The organism is Pigmentiphaga litoralis (assembly GCF_014651835.1).
Taxonomy (GTDB): Bacteria; Pseudomonadota; Gammaproteobacteria; order Burkholderiales; family Burkholderiaceae_B; genus Pigmentiphaga; species Pigmentiphaga litoralis.
In genome coordinates, this window is record NZ_BMXQ01000001.1 from 1,906,625 (window position 1) to 1,926,416 (window position 19,792).

Below are 19,792 nucleotides of genomic sequence, written 5' to 3' on the forward strand. Positions count from 1 at the left end.
CGCCAGGGCGCCTGACGCGCTGACAGGAGGGCATGGGCGACGCTTGCCGCCCCCTGCCATGCCCCTGTCACATCCGGCCGCCAGGATACGGGCCTTGCGTTCATCTGCGTGTCAGGTCGGCCTTCGGTCGATCGCCGCAACGAACATCCCGTCTTCCTCTCCCGCCCGTCACCTACATGCCCCTCTTACCTCGCGCCCCGCGCGCTGCCGCGCCTGTCGCCGGCGCGTTCTGCCTGTCCGTCCTGTGCCTGTCCCTGCTGGCCGCCTGCGGCAGCGATAACGACAACGTCGCCTCGACACCCGCCACGCCCACACCGACGCCGTCGGGTCCGGTCCAGATCGCGTTCATGCCCGACGTGCACTTCCACGACGTGTATGCCAACTTCGAAGACGGATCGTTTCCGGGCATTCCGAACAGCAAGTCGGGGCGCAATGCCACGATTCGCCTGATGCAGGCGCAGATGACGTCGACGCGTCTGTTCAACGAAAATTACTTTGCGTTCATTGCGGCGCTGGACGATGCGGTCAAGCGCGGCGTCAAGCACATTGCCTTGCCGGGCGATTTCTCGGACGACGGCCAGCCGGTGCACATGCGCGGCCTGAAGAAGATCCTGGACCAGTATTCGGCGCAGCATGGCATCGAATTCTTTGCGGCGCCGGGCAATCATGACCCCAATCGGCCGCTGGCGCGCGCCGCGGGCAAGAGCGATTACATGGGCATCGACCTGGCCACGGGCCGCGCCGGTGCGCCGCAGCCAATCTTCAGCAAGGGCGGCAATGCCGACTGCGTCGACTACACCACGACGTGGGCGCGCAAGGGCAAGTCCTACTGCACCGAAGAAGTGCTGGAGCAAGGCTATGAGGGCATCACCCGCGCGCTGAACAGCCACGGTTTCATGCCCAAGCCCGATTACCTGTACTACGAGACCCCGTACAGCACCTACGCGTACAAGGACTACCGTTTCGAGACCGCGCAGGCCCAGGCCGCGTGGGACAAGCGCCAGTACGAGATCTGCAAGGAAGGCACGGGCGGCGCGTTCAAGAAGCCGGCCTACACGCTATGCAAGCAGGTACCCGATACGTCGTATGTGGTGGAGCCGGTCAAGGGCGTGTGGCTCGTTGCGATCGATGCCAACGTCTACATCCCGAGCGGCGCGGGCGCCAATGACTTTGCCGGATCGGGCGACGCCGGCTACAACCGCATGCTGACGCACAAGCAGCACGTCATTGCGTGGATCCGCGACGTGGTCGCGCGCGGCAAGGCCGAAGGCAAGCAGGTGATCGGCTTCAGCCACTTCCCGATGAGCGAGTTCTTCAACGGCGCGTCGGACGACATTATCGCGCTGCTGGGCTCGGGCAAGATGCAGATGGTGCGTCGACCGGCTGAAGACACCACAAAGGCCTTGGCCGAAACCGGCCTGCAAATCCATGTGGGCGGCCACATGCATTTCAACGACACGGCCTTCCGCAAGATTGACGACACGCGTGCGCTCTTCAACATCCAGGCGCCGTCGATGGCCGCTTATGTGCCTGCGTACAAGCTGATGACGCTGACCGATGCGACCCATGTCGAGGTGCAGACCGTGCGCCTGGATGCGGTGCCGCGCTTCGATGAGCTGTTCGAACACTACCGTGCCGAGCACAGCTTCTTTACCGATTTCCCGGCGCAGGTGCCCGGTGGCGAGTTGTGGAGCAAGTCGATTCTGGATGCGACCGACTACGGCGATTTCAGCACCCGCTACATGTCGGAACTGGTCCGCCTGCGCCTGCTGAATGACGACTGGCGCTGCGAGATGCGTGAGCTGGTGAAAAGCCCGCTGTATGGTTCGCACCTGCTGGTGCTGTCGCAGATGACGTCGGCCGTCACGCTCAAGGAACTGGCCAACACGGGCACGCGCGGCCTGTTCTCGACCAGCTTCTTCAATTGCCTTGCCGACGGCGGCACGCCTGCCTCGGCCAACCCGGCCTATGCGGCAGACTACGCGGCAGCCGAAGCCAAGGCCCGCGCCCTGGCCCAGGCCCACGGCATGCGCCTGGAAGACTTCAATGACTGGAAGGCGCTGGACCTGGCAGGCGACTTTGTGCGACTGGCCAACGCGGGCGACCTGGCGTTTGCCGACATCCCGACCGCACGGGCCAAGCAATACAAGCTGTTGGCCGAAGCGCTGCAGACGACCAATGCCACCTTGCTGATGAAAGGTGAACAGGTCTCGAACGCCAACCCGGTAGGCGCCTTGTTCCAGGCTCGTTTCAAACCCCTGATGGCGATTTTGCTGAAGCTGGCCGCCGGCGCGCCGACCCGTCACTTCGTGATTGATCTGAAGGCCAACGCCCTGACCGATCTGACGCGCGAACCTTCGCCTTTCTGAGCCCAGACCATGTCCAATCTCCCTTCCGGTTCCACCCCCGTGATCACCACTGATACGCCCGCCAGCCCCGGGCGCCGCAGTGTCCTGCGCGGCAGCGCCACGGCCACTGCCCTTGCCTTGTTTGGCAGTTCGGCCCTGCTGGCCGCGTGCGGCGGCGGTGACGACGATAACGATGCAGGCACGCCCACGACAACGCCAGGTGCCACCGTGCCCGCGCCCACGCTGATGGGCCGCGCGATCCTTCCGGCCGACAGCTATGTGGCAGGCCCGACCTCGGGCCAGTTCGTGTCGGGCGGTGATTTCGACCGCGCCACGACCACCTATGGCTATCGCCTGCCCTTCGTGGGCAAGCAGCCCATGCAAGGATTTTCGGCCGTCATTCCCGGTCCGATCGCCGGCACCTTCTATGCCATGCAGGACAACGGTTTTGGCGGCAAGGCGTCGTCGCCCGACGCGCTGCTGCACATCTATGCGATCGGCTTCGACTGGACGCGTGGCGTGGTCATTCCGGTCGACTTCACGACGGGCGCGCCGCTGACGGAGTTCAGTACGCGCAGCTTCATCCGCCTGAGCGACCCCAACCGTTTCCTGGGCTATCGCGCCGTGGCCGACGCCCCCACCTACCCTGGTCTGTCGGTCTCGCCAGCGGGCCAGACCCTGCCCGTGGATCCGGCGATCATCACCAACCGTCTGCTGACCGGCGGCGATATCGATCCGGAATCGCTGCAGCGCGACGCCGACGGCAATTTCTGGATCGGCGACGAGTTCGGTCCCTTCCTGTTCAAGTTCGATCGCCAGGGCCGCCTGCTGGCACGTGAAGTGCAGTTGCCCAACCTGCGCGCGGTGGGGGCCAACGCGCTGGTCCAGACCTCGAACAATCCCTATCTGGCCACCAACGCCGCGGCTGCCAACCTGCCAGGTTCCGGCGGACTGGAAAGCATGGCGATCAACACCAGCCGCACGCGCCTGTACGCAATGTTCGAAGCCGCGATCACCAACGACGATCCCCGCCGCCGCGTCATCAACGTGTACAACCTGGCCACGCAGAACTTCGACGCGCGCAGCTACTCCTATCGCGTCGGCGTCAGCCAGCGGATCAACGGGAACGGCAATCTCGAGACCGAGACCCACACCGTCAACGACATGGTCGCGATCAGCGACACGGCCTTCCTGGTCATGGAAAAGGACGGCGGCGCAGGGGATGTGCGTGCCGGCTTCCCGGCGTCGGGCACGTCGCGCAACGCCGCGCGCGTCAAGCGCATCTATCAGGTGTCGCTCGACAAGGTCGACAGCAACGGCGACCTGATCAAGGAAGAAGTGGTCGACCTGATGAATCTGCGCGACCCGGATGGCCTGGGCAAGACCGCGACGATCGGTGGCGTCTACACGCACCCGATGGAGTCGATGGAAGTCGTCTGCATCGTTGACGCCAGCACCCTTCTGGTTGTGAACGACAACAACTACCCGGGCGGCTCGCCTTCGCGGTCCAGGACCAAGCCGGACGACAACGAGTTCGTGCTCATCCGTCTGCCCAAAGCCCTGCCAGTCTGACGGCACCGGCGGCATGGACCGGGGCAACATGGCTCCCGGCCCATGCCGCCTATAATCACGGGTCTCCCTTCCCCTGGCGGCGTTCCGCGCCCCCCTTCCATGTCGGCCCAGCCTTTACGTGTGCTGTCCGTCATCCCGCCGATGACGCAGCTCAACACGCCTTATCCGTCCACCGCCTACCTGACCGGGTTCCTGCGTTCGCGCAACGTGACCGCGGTCCAGGAGGACCTTGCGCTGGCGCTTGTGCTCAAGCTGCTGTCGCGCGAGGGGCTCGAAGCCGTGGCGCGCCATATCGACACCCTGCCGGTGCTGTCGCACACCCCGTCGATCCAGGCATTCGTTGCGCAGCGCAAGCAGTATCTGGGCACCATCACGGCCACCATTGCCTTCCTGCAGGGCCGTGATACGACACTGGCGCACCGCATTGCGGGCCGTCATTACCTGCCCGAAGGCCCACGCTTTTCGTCGCTGGACGTGTACATCGATGAAGACGGCGGCGATCCCCTGGGCTGGGCGTTCGGGGCTCTGGGCCTGCACGATCGCGCCAAGCACCTGGCGACGCTGTACCTGAACGACCTGTCGGACGTGCTGCGGGACGCGGTGGATCCGCGCTTTGAATTCGTGCGGTACGCCGAGTCCCTGGCGGCCAGCCAGCCTACCTTCGACCCCCTGGCCCAGGCGCTGGCGGCGCCCCCGAACCTGGTCGACGACACGCTGCGCGAGCTGACCCTGGCCGCCATCGAACGGCATCAGCCCACCGTGGTGCTGCTGTCGGTGCCCTTCCCCGGCTCGGTCTATGCCGCGTTCCGGATTGCGCAGACCATCAAGGCCACGCACCCGCATATCGTGACCGTGCTGGGCGGCGGCTTCGTGAATACGGAACTGCGCGAGCTGGCCGATCCACGCGTGTTCGACCACGTGGACTACGTCACGCTGGATGCCGGAGAACGGCCCCTGCTCGCCCTGCTCGCGCACATCCAGGGCGAACGCTCGCGCCAGCGGCTGGTCCGGACCTTTCTGCGCGATGCCGAGACCGGCCAGGTGCGCTACGTGAACCTGGTGGAGCCCGACGTGGCCTTTGCCGAAGTCGGCACGCCAACCTGGGACGGCCTGCCGCTGGATCGCTACCTGTCGTTGCTGGACATGCTCAATCCCATGCACCGCATGTGGAGCGACGGCCGCTGGAACAAGCTGACCGTGGCGCATGGCTGCTACTGGAAAAAGTGCAGCTTCTGCGACGTGAGCCTCGATTACATCGGCCGCTACGAGGGCGCGTCTGCCGTCGTGCTGGCCGACCGGGTCGATGCCATCGTCAAGGAAACGGGGCAGACCGGCTTTCACTTCGTCGACGAAGCGGCCCCGCCCAAGGCGCTGAAAGCCCTCGCGAACGAGTTGATCGCCCGCAACACGGGCATTTCGTGGTGGGGAAACATCCGCTTCGAGAAAACCTTCACGCCCGACCTGTGCGAACTGCTGGCCGACAGCGGCTGCATTGCCGTATCCGGCGGACTGGAGGTCGCATCGGACCGCCTGCTGTCGCTGATGAAGAAAGGCGTATCGGTCGATCAGGTGGCGCGGGTCACGCGCGCGTTCACCGACGCGGGCATCCTGGTGCATGCCTACCTGATGTACGGGTTCCCGACCCAGACCGTGCAGGACACCGTGGACGCACTGGAATACGTCCGCCAGTTGTTCGCCAATGGATGTATCCAGAGCGGCTTTTTCCACCGTTTCACCTGTACGGTGCATTCGCCGGTCGGGCAGAACCCGGAGGAATACGGCGTTACGCTGCGTCCGCTGCCGCCGGTCAGCTTCGCCAAGAACGATATCGGCTTTGACGACCCGACCGGGGTCGACCACGATGCCCTTGGCGTGGCGCTGCGCAAGGCGATCTACAACTTCATGCACGGTATCGGGCTGGAAGAAGACGTACGCAGCTGGTTCCCGTTCAAGGTGCCGAAAACGACTGTGTCCAGGCACCGGATCGAGCGAGCACTCGGTCAGGCCGCCTGAGCCCGCTCGATAACAAACAGCAACGACTCGGATCGGCCAACCCCTTAAGTATCGTGGGTTTATGCCGTTAGCCTGTGACCCTGCGTGTTGGATGCAGGCTTGCCCCGAGTACCCATGCCCAGCGTCGCCTTCCAGTTCGGTCCTGCCTTGCTCCTGGCATCGCTCGCAGCGGGGGCTTGTTACAGCTTGTTGCCGAATACGGCCAACGCATCGATGGCCGGCATCGCGTCGTCGAACGACAGCCTCACGCTTGAAAGCATCACGCCCTACACCGACAGCGCCGCGCTGATCGACCTGCCGCTGGAACAGCTGCTCGAGGTCGCAGTGGTGCGCACGGCAACGCGTCTGCCGCAGCCCATTTCGGATGCCCCGTCGGCCGTGGTGGTCCTGACGGCCAAGGAAATCCGCGAATTCGGCTGGCGGACGCTGGCCGACGCCCTGGCGACCCTGCCGGGCCTCTACGTCACCAGCGACCGCAACTACTCGTACCTGGGCGCGCGGGGATTTTCCCGGCCCGGGGATTACGACAGCCGCTTCCTGCTGATGATCGACGGCTATCGCACCAACGATTCCGTGTACGACCAGGCCGCCATCGGCACCGAAGCGCTGCTCGACCTCGACCTGGTGGACCGGATCGAATACGTCCCGGGCCCCGGCGCGGCGGTGTACGGTTCGAACGCGTTCTTTGGCGTGATCAACGTGATTACCCGGCAGGGGCGCGACCTGGCCGGCCCGCAGGCGGCCGTCGCGCTGGGCAGCCACGGCGAGCGCAAGGCCCGTTTCAGCTACGGGTGGAACGACGGCGAAGGCCGGGATCTGCTGATATCGGTCACCGATGCCAATCGGCGTGGCCAGGATCTTTACTACCCCGAGTTCGATACGCCGGCGCAGAACGGCGGCGTGGCGAGGCGCCTGGACTACGACCGGTCACGCAATCTTTTCCTGAAGGCCAGCGCGGGCGACCTGACGGTGTCGGCCGCTCACAGCGACCGAACCAAGGGCGTGCCCACCGGGTCGTTCGGCGCCGTGTTCAACACGCCAAATCAGACCGTCGATACGCAAAGCTACATCAACGCGAGCTATCAGAAACGGCTGAGCGACGGCGTTGCGCTGGGCGGACAGGCTTACTGGGGCCGCTACGACTATCAGGGTGTCGGCCTCTATCCGGGCGAGCCTCCCACGACCAACGTTGATGGTGACCGGGCCCTCTGGTGGGGCGGCGACCTGCACGCCACCTTCACGCAGCTTGCCCGCCAGAAGATCGTGGTCGGGATGGACGTGCGGCGGGATGCCCGCCGGGATCAGTACAACTTCAACATCAATCCTTACGAGCTGTACATGGATGACAAGCGGACAGGCGACCGCCGCGGCATCTACTTCGAAGACGAGATACGCCTGCCCGCCGGCTTCCTGCTGAACCTGGGTGCCCGCTACGACAACGACAATGTGACAGGCGGCCACTTCAATCCGCGCGTCGCACTGAACTACACGCTGACGCCGCGCACCACCGCCAAGCTGATCTACGGTACGGCCTACCGGGCGCCGAATGCCTACGAGCTGTATTACTCGGTGCCGGGTGAATCGGGCCAGTTGCCCAACCCGAACCTGCGCGCAGAACGCATTGCGACGCGCGAACTGGTGCTTGACCATGCCTATGCCAAGACGGGCCGCGTCACCCTGTCGGTGTTCCAATATGCCGTGCGGGACCTGATCTCGCTGACGACCGACCCCGATTCGGGGTCCCTGATCTATCGGAACCGGGACCGCGTCAAGACGGTCGGGGCGGAGCTGTCCGTCGTGCACAACTTCGCGCGAGGAGCGCGCCTGCGTGCCAGCTATGCATGGCAACGGGCTCAGGACGCCACCACCGGCGACCGCCTCGACAACTCGCCCTCGCAACTGGTCAAGGTCAACCTGACCACGCCCGTGCTGCGCGAAGACATCCGGCTGGGCAGCGAAATGCAGTGCACGTCCGCCCGCCTGACGGCCAACGCGGCCACCGGCGGCGCCTGTATCGCCAACCTGACCTTGTCATCGGCGCGCCTGGTGCCGCGGGCCATGGTGTCGCTGAGCCTGTACAACGCGTTCGACAAAAAATATGCGGATCCTGCAGGGCCGGCTTTCGTGCAGGAAGCCTTGCAGCGGCAGAGCCGCACCCTGCGCGCCAAGCTGGCCTACGAGTTTTGAAAGCGCTTCGCCACATGCCGATCCGCATCGCCTTGCTGATGGGCAGCGTGCTGATGATGATGTCGACCAACAGCTTCGGACAGGCCGATGACGTCGCCCTCAAGGCCGCGTTCATCTACAACTTCGCGCTGTTCACGACTTGGCAGGGTCCTTCCCGGACACCGGATTTCCGCGTCTGCACCACGTCGGACGGCGAGCTGTGGAACAGCCTGCAGCGCTTGCGGGGCAAGCTGGTGGGCACGCGGCAGTGGGCGGTGTATCCGATCACGCATGCCGAGACGCCGCAGCAATGCGACGTACTGGTCGTCAGCGGAACGGCCACCACGCCGTCCTACCCCGCGACATTGATCGTGCGCGACGGCGACCTGTCGCCCAATGACGGCGCGGCGATTGCGCTGGTGACCGAAGGCAATCATGTCCGCTTCGACATCGATACCCGCGCCGCGCGACGCAGTGGCCTGACCTTCAGTTCGAAGCTCCTGTCGCTGGCCAGGAGCGTGCAGTGACGGCCTCGATCCACGCCGAAAAGACGCCCATCACGGCATCGTTCCGGGTCGCGCAGCTGGCGGCGACGGCGATCAGCCTGATGGTCGCCGGCTGCATCCTGACCGGTTTCCAGTTCGCCTCCCTGCAGCAGTCCCTGACGGACGACCTGAATGTCCAGGCCTCGCTGGTGGCGGACAACGTGGCGGCATCGATGATGTTCCTTGACCAGCGCGCCGCTGCACAGACGCTCGACCTGCTGCAGCCGCCGCCCTATCTGCTGTCGGTGACGGTCTACGACCTGGAAGACAAGGTCTTTGCCGAGTTCCACCGTCCAGGCGCGACGACATCCGATGCGACGCATCTCGCGCTGCGCCGCGAAGGCGTCGACAGCTCGCTGACACGGATCGCGGTGGTGCGCCCGGTGGCTTACCGCCGCGAAGAACTCGGGCGGGTGGTTGTCGTGGCGAGCACCTCGCGGGTCGGCATCGGCCTGCTGCGCTACGTGGGGCTGTTTGCCATGGCGACCCTCGGCGCCTTGTCGGCCGCTGCGCTCGTCATGGCCAAGACCCGGGCGCGCGTCGAAAAAGCCGAAGCTCGGATGGATTACCTGGCGCATACCGACCCCGTCACGGAGCTGGGCAACCGCCGTGTCGTGTATGACACCATCGCCGCTCGCATGGAGACACGCGCGGACACCCGCGGCGACCCACGCCAATCGGCCGGCGCGCGGTTCGCCCTGCTGCTGATCGACCTGGACAACTTCAAGGCGGTCAACGACACGGCGGGCCACAGCGTGGGCGATGCCCTGCTTCGCAAGGTGGGGCAGGTGCTGCGCCATGTGGTACGGCCGGGTGACGTGGTGGGACGCATCGGTGGCGACGAGTTCGCCGTCGTGGCATCGCCCATTGCCGATGTGGCCGAGGCGCTGGCCATTGCCGAACGCATCACCGCCGCCCTGGGCCGACCCTTTCACGTCGATGGCCAGGAAGTGTTCGCCCGGGCAAGCGTGGGCCTGAGTCTGTACCCCGACGACGCGCAAAACCAGTCGGACCTTGTCAGCAACGCCGACATCGCGCTGTACGACGCCAAGTCGCTCGGCAAGAACACCTTTGTCGCGTTCAAACGGGAGATGACGGTCGCGACGCAGCGCCGGGTCGCGATGGAACGCGATCTGCGCAAGGCCATCGACCGGGGAGAGCTGGACGTCTACTACCAGCCGCAGTTCGACTGTGCGACGGGCGTGCTGGTGGGCGCGGAAGCCCTTGTGCGCTGGTGCCACCCGGAAAAGGGCTTTATTGCGCCGGCCGAGTTCATTCCGGTGGCCGAAGAGTGCGGGCTGATCAGCCACATCGGCTTGTGGGTGCTGGGCCGCGCCTGCCGGGACGCCACCCGGTGGCCAGGCAAGGACACCGCGCCACTCACAGTGGCGGTCAACGTCTCGGCCCGGCAGCTGCGCGATCCGGCTTTCATCGACCGGGTCAGCGAGGTGCTGCACTCCAGCGGTCTGTCACCGTCCCAGCTCGAGCTGGAACTGACCGAAAGCCTGTTGATGGAAGATGTCGACACGGCGGTCGCCTTCATGCACGCCATACGCGGCCTCGGCATCAAGCTGTCCATCGACGACTTCGGCACCGGGTACTCCTCGCTGGCCTACCTGCAGACCTTCCCGATCAACAAACTCAAGATCGATCAAAGCTTCATCCGGCAGCTTCCCTCTACGCACTTCACCATTGCCAACGCCATCATTTCCCTGGCGCACGGCTTCGGGTTGCGCGTGATCGCCGAAGGGGTGGAATCCCCCGAGCAGCTGGCGTGGCTGCAGGAAGCCGGCTGTGATGTCGTCCAGGGCTACCTGTTCGCCCGACCCATGGATCGCGTCGCGCTGCAGTCGATCATGACGCCGGTGCAGTCGGCGGCCTGACTCTTGCGGCTGCGTCAGCCGTAGCCGCCTCCCCCCGGCGTTTCAATCTCGAACGCGTCCCCCGCTGTAAGCTCGGCCTTGTCGGCGTGCTTGAGCATCTCGACCCTGCCATCGGCTCGCAGCACCCGCGCAACCCCCGGCGCACCCGGCCCGCCGCCCGCGCCACCCGGCGCAGGATGGATCCAGCCATTGGCCAGCAGGGACACCGTCATGGGCTCAAGAAAGCGCAGCGTACGGATCCCGCCATTGCCGCCCGTCCACGTGCCCGGGCCGCCCGACTCCGTACGGATCTCAAAGCGTTCGAGCCGGACCGGAAAGCGCAGTTCCAGCACCTCGGGGTCGGTCAGGCGCGAATTGGTCATGTTGGTCTGCACGACCGACGTGCCGTTGAAGCCGCCGGTCAGCGCGCCGTCGGCATCGAACCTGCCGCCGGCTCCCGAGCCGCCCGACACCGTTTCGTAGTACTGGTGCTGCGCATTCCCGAACGTGACGTTGCTCATCGTGGGCTGGCTGCCCGCCATGACGCCCAGCGCGCCGTACAGCGCGTTGGTCACGCAGGTCGACGTCTCGACATTGCCTGCCACCACCGCGGCGGGGTACGTGGGGTTCAGCATCGATCCTTCGGGCACGATCAGCGTCAGCGGCTTGAGACCGCCTTCGTTCATCGGGATATCGTCATCGACCAGCGTGCGGAACACATACAGCACGGCCGCCGTCGTTACGGCACGGGGCGCATTGAAGTTGTTGGGCAACTGCGCCGAGCTGCCGCTGAAGTCGAGCGTCGCGCTGCGCGTGGCGCGGTCCACGGTCAGCCGCACGTCGATCCGCGCGCCGTTGTCGAGGGGCACCGTAAAGTGGCCGTCGGTCAGGCGTTCGATCGCGCGGCGCACCGATTCTTCGGCGTTGTCCTGCACATGTTTCATGTACGCGTGGACCACGTCGAGGCCGAAGGTCGCGACCATGTTCAGCAGCTCTTCGCGGCCCTTCTCGTTCGCGGCGACCTGGGCATGCAGGTCAGCCACATTCTGGTCGATGTTGCGCGCCGGATATCTCGCGCCCGCCAGCACCTCGCGCAGTTCCGTCTCGCGCAGGCGGCCCTGTTCGACCAGCTGGAAATTGGTGATGAGCACACCTTCTTCATCGATGGTGCGCGAATCGGGCGGCATCGATCCGGGCGTCGTGCCGCCGATATCGGCATGGTGACCGCGGCAGCCGACATAGAACAGGATCTCGGTTCCGGCAGCGTCGAACACCGGCGTCACCACGGTTACGTCGGGCAGGTGCGTGCCCCCGGCATAGGGATTGTTCAGCACGTAGACGTCGCCCGGACGCAGCCGGCCTGCGTTGGCCTGCATGACCTCGCGGATGCTGGCGCCCATCGATCCCAGATGCACGGGAATGTGCGGCGCGTTGGCGACCAGGCCACCTTGCGGATCAAAGATCGCGCATGAAAAATCCAGGCGTTCCTTGATGTTCACCGAGTGCGCCGTGTTCTGCAGCCGATGCCCCATCTGCTCGGCAATCGACATGAACAGATTGTTGAATATCTCAAGCATCACCGGATCGGCGTCGGTACCGATGGCCAGCGTATGCGGGCGCGGCACGGCGCGGTCGAGCACGATGTCACCCCGCGCCGTGGCCGTTGCCTGCCAGCCGGTATCCACCACCGTGGTCGCATTGGCGTCCGAGAGCACCGCCGGGCCCGCCACCACATCGCCCGGGCGCAGGTCGGCGCCGCGGTAGAGCGGCGCATCGGTCCAGCCGTCATCCGCGTGAAAGCGCACGGTGTCGGCCGGCACAAGCGGCGTGTCGGCCGCGCGCGGCGACAGCACCTGCGCAGCGGTTCCGGACTCTTCCGGCCCGGTCGCCTCCGCCACCGCGGATTCGATCACCAGTGCCCGTCCGGGCATCAGGAAGGCAAACCGCTGGCGATAGGCTGCCTCGAATGCAGCCTGCATCGCTGCGGGGTCTTCCCATGCCACGGGCAACGCGGTGTCGGTGCCTTCGTAGCGCAGGTATAGTCTGCGGCTGGCGATGATGCCGTCATCTGGCACGGCCTGCGCAAGCAGTTCTGCCGTGGCCGCCGCCACCAGCGCGTCCAAGGTAGCGGCAGCATGGGCGCGGCCGGCCTCGTCAAAGCGCAACTCGACCGACCGTTCACGGATCACGGTAGGTACAGCCAGTCCCATGCCGTAGGCAGACAGCACACCTGCCAGCGGATGCACCAGCACCCGGGGAATGGCCAGCGCATCGGCGACGCGGCAGGCATGCTGCCCGCCCGCGCCGCCAAAGGTCACCAGCGTGTAGCGCGTCACGTCATAGCCGCGCTGCACTGAAATCTTCTTGATGGCGTTCGCCATGTTGGCGACGGCAATGTCCAGATAGCCCTGCGCCAGCTGTTCGGGTGTCGTCGCCTGACCGATTGCGTCTGCAACTTGTCTGGCAAGGTCGGCAAAGCGCGTGCGCACGATGTCGGCATCCAGTGGCTCGTTGCCTTTGGGTCCGAACACGCTGGGAAAGCTGGCGGGCTGGATGCGGCCCAGCATGACGTTGGCATCGGTGACCGTGAGCGGGCCGCCGCGCCGATAACTGGCCGGACCCGGATTCGCGCCCGCGGACTCCGGCCCCACCCGCAGGCGCGCGCCGTCGAACTGCAGAATGGACCCGCCGCCTGCGGCGACGGTATGGATGCTCATCATGGGCGCGCGCAGCCGCACACCAGCGACCAGCGTGTCGAACACACGCTCGAACTCGCCGGCAAAGTGCGAGACGTCGGTGGACGTGCCGCCCATGTCGAAGCCGATCACGCGGTCGAAGCCGGCGGTGCGGGCGACGCCTGCCATGCCGACGATCCCGCCTGCGGGACCCGACAACACCGAGTCCTTGCCCTGGAAGGCCCGCGCATCGGTCAGGCCGCCATTGGACTGCATGAACTGCAAACGCACGCCGGGCAACGCGGACGCGACCCGATCCACATAGCTGCGCAGCACGGGCGACAAGTAGGCATCGACCACGGTGGTATCGCCACGCGCCACCAGGCGGATCAAGGGCGACACCTCATGCGACACCGACACCTGCGTAAAGCCAATGGCGCGGGCCAGTTCGGCCAGCCGCGCTTCGTGCGCCGTGTGCCGGTAGCCGTGCATCAACACGATGGCGATCGATGTCAGTCCGGCGGCGAACGCAGCGCGCAATCCGGCTTCGGCGGCAGTCTCGTCCAGCGGTGTCAGCACCTCGCCGTCGGACGTGACACGTTCGTCGATTTCCAGCACGCGCTCGTGCAGCAGTTCGGGCAGCACGATCTCGCGATCGAACAGCCTGGGACGGTTCTGATAGGCGATGCGCAAGGCATCGTGGAATCCGCGTGTGATCGCCAGCAGCACGCGATCGCCCTTGCGTTCGAGCAAGGCATTGGTGGCGACGGTGGTGCCCATCTTGACCACGTCGATACGATCCGCAGGGGTGGGCTCACCGTCCTTCACCCCCAGCAACTGGCGAATGCCTGCGACAGCGGCGTCGGGATAGCGCTCGGGATTCTCGGACAGCAGTTTGACCGTGGCCAGCGTGCCATCCGGGCGGCGTCCGACGACATCGGTAAAGGTGCCTCCGCGGTCGACCCAGAAGGCCCACTTGGCGGCGTCCCCCTTGGCGTCATCCCCCTTGGCGTCATCCCCCTTGCCGTCATCCCCCTTCGCTGCGCCATCCGCTGGCGGGCGTTCAATATCGAGCGCGCTCATAATGACGACGCCGCGCGGGCAGCCTGGTCATACAGGCCCGACAGGGTCCGCAATTGCGCGGCGATATCGGACAGCATGTCGCCATCCGACAGTTCGCCTGTCACGCTGGGCATCAGGCATCGCCCGCGCACTTCGCGAAAGCGACCGATCAGCGCGCGTCCGGCTTCCGTCGTGCCGTAGTGCACTTCCTTGCCGATCTTTTCCCCATTGACCAATTCCATCGCCAGCATCTTCCTCAGCGAATAGTTGATGACATGCGTATCTTCATAATTGAGCGTGAAGCAGATGTCCGCCAGCTTCTTGCGCCGGTCCCGATGGTGCACGTGATGCAGCACCAGGATGTCGGTCACCCCCAGATCCGCTTCGCCTGCCGCATGCATGCAGCGGGCCACCCAGCGCGTGAACGCGTTATGCGAGACGATCAGCCCGAACTCCAGTTCGGACAGGCCAGCGTGCGAACCTTCCGCAAGATGCGCGGACGACAGGATGCGCAGGCGATCGGCGGCATCGGGCGACGCCGTCTCAGGAACCAGGGCGGGCGTGGCGCGTTTGCGCCGACTGGGGGAAGCAGTCATCAGATCGGATCCAGGTCTAGCCGTTCCTTGCTCGGGGCGATTTCCGAGACAAGGTCGCGAACGCGCGCCTTGTTGGGCAACGGCGCCACATCGTACTGCGCGCCGTCCTCCAGCCGCGCCACGCAGGCATACACCACCTCGCCATCGACATGCATCATGCATTCCTTGCAGGCATTGGCGTTGATACAGGAATAGCGAAAGGCCAGGGTCTCGTCCAGGTGTTCACGGATCCAGCGCAGGCCGTCCAGCACCGACGCCGCGGCGCCGGCCGGCAAGGTGTAATCGTCGATGCGCGTGTCGCCGTCGCCCACACCGCGCGCGATGTGAAGCACGACGGGCTGGCCGGGCTGGCGGGTCTTGGGGGTCGGGTTCATGCGTGGGCCTCCACGGCCAGGTCGATGGAAGAAGCAGGCAGGCGCTCCACGGGCTGGACCACCAGCGTCCATTGCCCGCCCTGCCAGGCCAGGGTCTGGTTGACGGTCCACTCGTCCAGCATGCCCGGATGGTCGTCCCGCTGATGCGCACCACGGCTTTCGGTGCGCGCGGTGGCGGCAATCACCACCGCTTCGGCCACCATCAACATGTTGCGCAGGTCCAGCCCATCGACCCGCACCGGGTCTTGCGGACCGGTGTCGCCCGGCAAGGCATCCCCCAGCCGGGCGCGTAGGGCCTTGATGGCATCGGCCGCGCGATGCAGCCCCGCCTCGTTCCGGAACGGGCCGACGTCGTTCTGCATCACGTCCTGCAAGGCAACGATCATCTCGGCGACGGGCACGGCGCCGGCGGGTGCAGAGGCCCTCAACCAGTCGACGATGGGCTCGGCCAACGCAGTCAGCGCGGCCATATCAGGCACGTCATCGGGCAAGTCATCATCCGCCACGCCATCGCCTTGCGGCGCCAGCGCCGCTGCCGACCGGCCCGCCACGGCGCCGAAGGTCAGCGCTTCGGTAATCGCATTACCCGATAATCGGTTCGCACCGTTGGCGCCTCCGACAGCTTCGCCGGCTGCAAACAGGCCGGGCACGTCGGTCGCCATGTCGGCATCCACCCGGATCCCGCCCATGTGATAGTGGGCAGTCGGGGCGACCTCGATCATGGTCTGTGTCAGGTCGATGCCATTGGCGGCCAGCCGGTCGATGATCGGCCCGAACGCCTCGCGCAGCCTGGCTTCCGGCACATGACGGAAGCTCAGGTACGCGCCGCCCGCCGGTGTGCCGCGGCCGGCTTCGACTTCCTTCAGGATCGCGTAGGTGGCCGCATCGCGCGTGACCGTATAGCCGCCGGACTCGGCCTGGTGCCCGTAAGACTCGACGAACTCTTCGCCGCGGCCATTCAGCAGACGGCCGCCCAGCTTGTAGCGGAACGGGTCCCACATGATCGGATCGAAGCCGACCAGGCGTGGCGCCAGGTGGCCGATCGGGAAGAACTGCACGAACTCCATGTCGATCAGCCTTGCGCCAGCGCGCAGGGCGAGCGCATAGCCATCGCCGCCCATGTTGACCGATGCACTGTTGCGGCGGTACAGGCGCGTCAGCCCACCGGTGGCGATGATGGTGGCGGCCGCGCGGATCAGCACCGGCTGACCGCTGGCCAGATGCAGCGCGACGGCGCCGACCACTCTGCCCGCGTGCAGCAGCAGGTCGACAATGAGCAGGTCGCCAATCCGGCGGATGCGTTTGTCCTTGGCCACCTGCGTGCGCAGCGTCGTCGCCACCGCAGGCCCGGTATCCAGAAAGTCCACATACACGCAGCGCGGGCGGTCATGGCCGGGCGCATGGGCTTGGGTCAAGTGTCCGTCGGCGCGGGCCCAGCCCACGCCCCACTCGTCCATCTTGCGGATCGCCGCCACGCCTTCCTCGCACAACAGGCGGGCGAGCGGCTCGCTACAGAGGCCGCGGCCCGCGGCCAGCGTATCGGCGTAATGGAAGCGCCAGTCGTCGGGTTCCTGTTCGCCCAGGGCAACCGCCACCGTCATCTGCGCCATGATGGTCGCGCCACCCCGGCCGATCAGGCTGCGGTCGGTCATCATCACCTGCTTGCCGGCCTCGGCAGCCGCGATCGCGGCGCTCATGCCGGCGCCGCCGGCGCCGACGATCAGGACATCCGTCTCGAGGACGGTCAACGGCGGTCGTTCCATCGACAACTCCAGCTTGATTGCGTGCGGTAAGTGACTTGAAGTACGAACTTGAGAGCCGAAACGTTAACGTTTCATCGATAAAATGTAAACGTATTCCTGCTTATAAGGTCGCGCCGCCATGACTGGATGATGCAGCGGCCTATGCAACGAACCGATTCAGCATCTGCAAAGCCTTCGTTGCCGGACCCCTGGCCGAGGTCCCGCCATGCACCGCATGCCGTCATCTCAAACGGCCGCGGAGCGGCATGGGATCTGGCGATTGGCTGATCGTCGGGCTCGACGGCGACTTCGACGGCGACATCCTGATCGATGGCCAGCCTGTCGACGGCCCGGGCCTGGAACGCGGCATGGTCTTCCAGGACCACCGGCTGTTCCCCTGGCTCAGGGTGACCCTGGTCGCCGCCCGGCGCCACGGCCTGTCTTGCCGTGATTACCCGATCTGGTTGCGCCCCGAGCTCTTGGCGCGATACAAACCCGCATCGGCCCGGTTCAGGGCCGGCTCCAGATTGGGTTCGGGCGCCATCCACTCGGCCACGCCCACCGACACCGTCGGCGCAACCGGCAAGACCGGCTTACAGGCGCCGCCTGTTGCCGGCAGGTCGGCCGGTTCGAGCTGCGTCGCAAGATCGGTCGTGCCTGCCGAGATCGCCTGCTGAAGCTGCACCGCGATGTGGACGGCATCGGCCGCGGTCTTGCCCGGCAGCAAGACGACGAACTCTTCGCCGCCGTAGCGGGCCACCAGTCCGTTGCTTTCCACCGCCGCCTGCAGTGCCCGCGCGATCGCACACAGCACCGCATCGCCATAGGCATGCCCGTGCTCATCGTTGATGGCCTTGAAGTGGTCCACGTCGATCATCAGCACGGCCAGTGGAGACCCCTCTTCGATCGCGCGCTGCCGCAGCACCCGCGCCGCGTCCATCAGGCAGCGGCGGTTGGCAATACCCAACAAGGGGTCCAGCGTGGCCAGGCGTTCCAGTTCAACGTTCGCGTCGCGTAGCGCCTGCGTGCGGCGGTGCACCAGCGCTTCCAGGTTTTCACGCGCCCGCACGCGGCCCGTCACGTCGCTGAACGTGAACACATAACCACCACTGGGGAGTTGATTGCCTGCCACTTCGATGTAGCGGCCGTCGGGCTGCTTGCGGTCGAGCTTGAAATTGCGGCCTTCGCGCATGGCGTCTTCGCGAACCGCGACGTGATCGCGCGGATCGCCATCGCCATATTCGCCGATGGACGCCAGATACACCTGCAGATCATGGAAGGCCGCGCCGGGCTGGATGAGGGCGGAGGGCACGTCGAACAGATCGCGGTAGCGATCGTTGACGAACACCACTTCATGGTTGCGATTGACCACCAACAGGGCCTGATCGATCCCTGACAGCGCCTCGAGCACCAGGACGGTGTCGGCATTGACGGACGAAGATACCAGTGTTTCGGTAGGCATCGGGTGGCGCCGCTGAAACGCCCGTCGGCGGCGCCGGGCGAGGTGGGAGAGCTGTCCGGCCGATCATATGCCACCCCGGCGTGGAGCGCGACCCCAAGTGTCGTGGTTGTACGACGGCGATGCCATCGGCCGTCGCGCTGCCGGGTACAGGGCTTGCTCAAGCGTAGGCGGCAGACAGGAACGGCGCGTCGCGCCGTCGCGGACCTGCAGGAGCGATAAAAATGAGCACACTCAAAAAAGGCGACGAGGTGGAATGGAAAACGTCGCAGGGCAAGACGACGGGCACCATCACGAAAAAAGTGACCGGTGAAGCCAAGGCAGGCGGCCACACTGCCAAAGCCAGCGCCAGCGAACCGCAGTACGAAGTCAAGAGTGACAAGACAGGCAAGACGGCCATCCACAAACCCGACGCACTCAAGAAAAAGTAAGCGCGGTCCGGTGGGCACAGGCCTTGCGAATTCGGGTGCTCTCGTGTCTTCAGGAGTGCTCCGATGCGGCTGCACCATCTCAATTGCATCTCGACCTGCCCGGTGGGCGGCCATCTCATGGATGGGCGCAGCCGTTGCCTGGTGTGCCGTGGTCACCTGGCCTGCCACTGCATTCTGGTCGAGCCACCCGATGGCGGGCTGATCCTGATCGATACCGGCCTGGGCCTGCGGGACGTGCATGATCCCAAGAGCCGGCTCAGCGCCTACTTCCTGGGCCTGCTCAGGCCGGAATTCCGTGAGGAGATGACCGCGCGCCGACAGATCGAGCGGCTGGGCTTTCGCGCCGACGACGTCCGGCACATTGTCCTGACCCACCTGGATTTCGATCATGCCGGGGGACTGGACGATTTTCCAAGCGCGGTAGTCCATCTGATGCGCAGGGAAAAGGAAGCGGCGGAAGCGCAGTCCACGTGGATGGACCGCCAGCGGTTCCGGCCCCAGCAATGGTCATCCCGCCCCCGATGGCGCGTGTATGACCCGATGGAAGGCGAAGCCTGGTTCGGCTTTGCGCGCGCCCGGCCGCTCGATGGCCTGCCGCCCGAGATTGCGCTGATCCCGCTGATCGGCCACACGCTGGGGCATGCCGGCGTGGCGGTCCAACGCGATGGCAAATGGCTGCTGCAGGCTGGGGACGCGTACTTCTATCACGAAGAAATGCGCCTGGAAAATCCGCACTGCACGCCTGGGCTGCGCTTCTATCAGTGGATGCTGGAGAAGGACCGCACCGCACGCTTTGACAACCAGCGCCGGCTTCGGGAGCTGCTGGCGCATCATGCCGCCGACGTGGACGTGTGCTGCGGCCATGACCTGCACGAGTTCGAACGCTTGTCAGGCCGCAGCGCGGCCGTGCCGGCCTCTGCCTTGCGCCATCCGCGCGCGGTCTGAGC

General features: G+C 65.7%; 13 protein-coding genes and 1 pseudogene. 9 read left to right on the forward strand and 5 right to left on the reverse strand.

Features of this window, described 5'->3' with window-relative positions; genetic code table 11:
• The first annotated feature begins 176 nt into the window (after positions 1–176).
• The 6 genes from IE116_RS08550 (at position 177) to IE116_RS08575 (ending at position 10,527) form a co-directional block, all read left to right on the forward strand.
• The gene (locus IE116_RS08550) at positions 177–2,369 is read left to right on the forward strand and encodes a metallophosphoesterase (RefSeq protein WP_189611536.1); all 2,193 of its coding nucleotides are present in this window, start codon (positions 177–179) and stop codon (positions 2,367–2,369) included.
• A gap of 9 nt (positions 2,370–2,378) precedes the next feature.
• Entirely contained in the window at positions 2,379–3,920 is a 1,542-nt protein-coding gene (locus IE116_RS08555; protein WP_189611538.1) for an esterase-like activity of phytase family protein, read from the forward strand.
• A 99-nt stretch (positions 3,921–4,019) separates the two neighbouring features.
• A complete protein-coding gene (locus IE116_RS08560; protein WP_189611540.1) occupies positions 4,020–5,933 on the forward strand; it encodes a B12-binding domain-containing radical SAM protein in 1,914 nt (637 codons plus the stop codon).
• Positions 5,934–6,047: 114 nt separating this feature from the next.
• Positions 6,048–8,120 carry a TonB-dependent receptor plug domain-containing protein gene (locus IE116_RS08565; protein ID WP_229828065.1) on the forward strand — a complete coding sequence of 691 codons (2,073 nt, stop codon included), beginning with the start codon at positions 6,048–6,050 and terminating at the stop codon, positions 8,118–8,120.
• 14 nt (positions 8,121–8,134) lie between these two features.
• The gene (locus IE116_RS08570) at positions 8,135–8,626 is read left to right on the forward strand and encodes a YfiR family protein (RefSeq protein ID WP_189611542.1); all 492 of its coding nucleotides are present in this window, start codon (positions 8,135–8,137) and stop codon (positions 8,624–8,626) included.
• Positions 8,623–10,527 carry a putative bifunctional diguanylate cyclase/phosphodiesterase gene (locus IE116_RS08575; protein ID WP_189611544.1) on the forward strand — a complete coding sequence of 635 codons (1,905 nt, stop codon included), beginning with the start codon at positions 8,623–8,625 and terminating at the stop codon, positions 10,525–10,527. The genes IE116_RS08570 and IE116_RS08575 overlap by 4 nt, the downstream gene beginning before the upstream one ends.
• Before the next feature lie 14 nt (positions 10,528–10,541).
• Here the strand turns inward: IE116_RS08575 and IE116_RS08580 are convergent, their stop codons facing one another.
• The 4 genes from IE116_RS08580 to IE116_RS08595 are packed head-to-tail and all read right to left on the reverse strand — an operon-like array spanning position 10,542 to position 16,976.
• On the reverse strand, positions 10,542–14,264 hold the full coding sequence (locus IE116_RS08580) for a hydantoinase B/oxoprolinase family protein (protein ID WP_189611546.1): 3,723 nt from the start codon (positions 14,262–14,264) through the stop codon (positions 10,542–10,544).
• A complete protein-coding gene (locus tag IE116_RS08585; RefSeq protein ID WP_189611548.1) occupies positions 14,261–14,839 on the reverse strand; it encodes a winged helix DNA-binding protein in 579 nt (192 codons plus the stop codon). Before IE116_RS08585 ends, IE116_RS08580 begins: the two co-directional genes overlap by 4 nt.
• On the reverse strand, positions 14,839–15,213 hold the full coding sequence (locus IE116_RS08590; protein WP_189611550.1) for a 2Fe-2S iron-sulfur cluster-binding protein: 375 nt from the start codon (positions 15,211–15,213) through the stop codon (positions 14,839–14,841). The genes IE116_RS08585 and IE116_RS08590 overlap by 1 nt, the downstream gene beginning before the upstream one ends.
• Positions 15,210–16,976 carry an FAD-binding protein gene (locus tag IE116_RS08595; protein ID WP_189611552.1) on the reverse strand — a complete coding sequence of 589 codons (1,767 nt, stop codon included), beginning with the start codon at positions 16,974–16,976 and terminating at the stop codon, positions 15,210–15,212. Before IE116_RS08595 ends, IE116_RS08590 begins: the two co-directional genes overlap by 4 nt.
• A gap of 263 nt (positions 16,977–17,239) precedes the next feature.
• Here IE116_RS08595 and IE116_RS25870 point away from each other — a divergent pair.
• Positions 17,240–17,365: pseudogene (locus tag IE116_RS25870) on the forward strand (ABC transporter ATP-binding protein); the annotation flags it as partial.
• 41 nt (positions 17,366–17,406) lie between these two features.
• On the opposite strand, the gene IE116_RS08605 reads toward IE116_RS25870, so the two are convergent.
• On the reverse strand, positions 17,407–18,417 hold the full coding sequence (locus IE116_RS08605) for a GGDEF domain-containing protein (RefSeq protein WP_189611556.1): 1,011 nt from the start codon (positions 18,415–18,417) through the stop codon (positions 17,407–17,409).
• A gap of 221 nt (positions 18,418–18,638) precedes the next feature.
• Between IE116_RS08605 and IE116_RS08610 the strand changes: the two genes are divergently transcribed.
• Positions 18,639–18,845 carry a hypervirulence associated TUDOR domain-containing protein gene (locus tag IE116_RS08610; RefSeq protein WP_189611558.1) on the forward strand — a complete coding sequence of 69 codons (207 nt, stop codon included), beginning with the start codon at positions 18,639–18,641 and terminating at the stop codon, positions 18,843–18,845.
• A 63-nt stretch (positions 18,846–18,908) separates the two neighbouring features.
• Positions 18,909–19,790 carry an MBL fold metallo-hydrolase gene (locus IE116_RS08615; protein ID WP_189611561.1) on the forward strand — a complete coding sequence of 294 codons (882 nt, stop codon included), beginning with the start codon at positions 18,909–18,911 and terminating at the stop codon, positions 19,788–19,790.
• Positions 19,791–19,792 lie beyond the last annotated feature (2 nt).

Bases quoted from the DNA above. Each gene is read 5' to 3' on its own strand.
- IE116_RS08550 (WP_189611536.1), top strand. From the start codon at position 177: ATGCCCCTCTTACCTCGCGCCCCGCGCGCTGCCGCGCCTGTCGCCGGC.
- IE116_RS08555 (WP_189611538.1), top strand. From the start codon at position 2,379: ATGTCCAATCTCCCTTCCGGTTCCACCCCCGTGATCACCACTGATACG.
- IE116_RS08560 (WP_189611540.1), top strand. From the start codon at position 4,020: ATGTCGGCCCAGCCTTTACGTGTGCTGTCCGTCATCCCGCCGATGACG.
- IE116_RS08565 (WP_229828065.1), top strand. From the start codon at position 6,048: ATGCCCAGCGTCGCCTTCCAGTTCGGTCCTGCCTTGCTCCTGGCATCG.
- IE116_RS08570 (WP_189611542.1), top strand. From the start codon at position 8,135: ATGCCGATCCGCATCGCCTTGCTGATGGGCAGCGTGCTGATGATGATG.
- IE116_RS08580 (WP_189611546.1), bottom strand. From the start codon at position 14,264: ATGAGCGCGCTCGATATTGAACGCCCGCCAGCGGATGGCGCAGCGAAG.
- IE116_RS08585 (WP_189611548.1), bottom strand. From the start codon at position 14,839: ATGACTGCTTCCCCCAGTCGGCGCAAACGCGCCACGCCCGCCCTGGTT.
- IE116_RS08590 (WP_189611550.1), bottom strand. From the start codon at position 15,213: ATGAACCCGACCCCCAAGACCCGCCAGCCCGGCCAGCCCGTCGTGCTT.
- IE116_RS08595 (WP_189611552.1), bottom strand. From the start codon at position 16,976: ATGGAACGACCGCCGTTGACCGTCCTCGAGACGGATGTCCTGATCGTC.
- IE116_RS08605 (WP_189611556.1), bottom strand. From the start codon at position 18,417: ATGCCTACCGAAACACTGGTATCTTCGTCCGTCAATGCCGACACCGTC.
- IE116_RS08610 (WP_189611558.1), top strand. From the start codon at position 18,639: ATGAGCACACTCAAAAAAGGCGACGAGGTGGAATGGAAAACGTCGCAG.
- IE116_RS08615 (WP_189611561.1), top strand. From the start codon at position 18,909: ATGCGGCTGCACCATCTCAATTGCATCTCGACCTGCCCGGTGGGCGGC.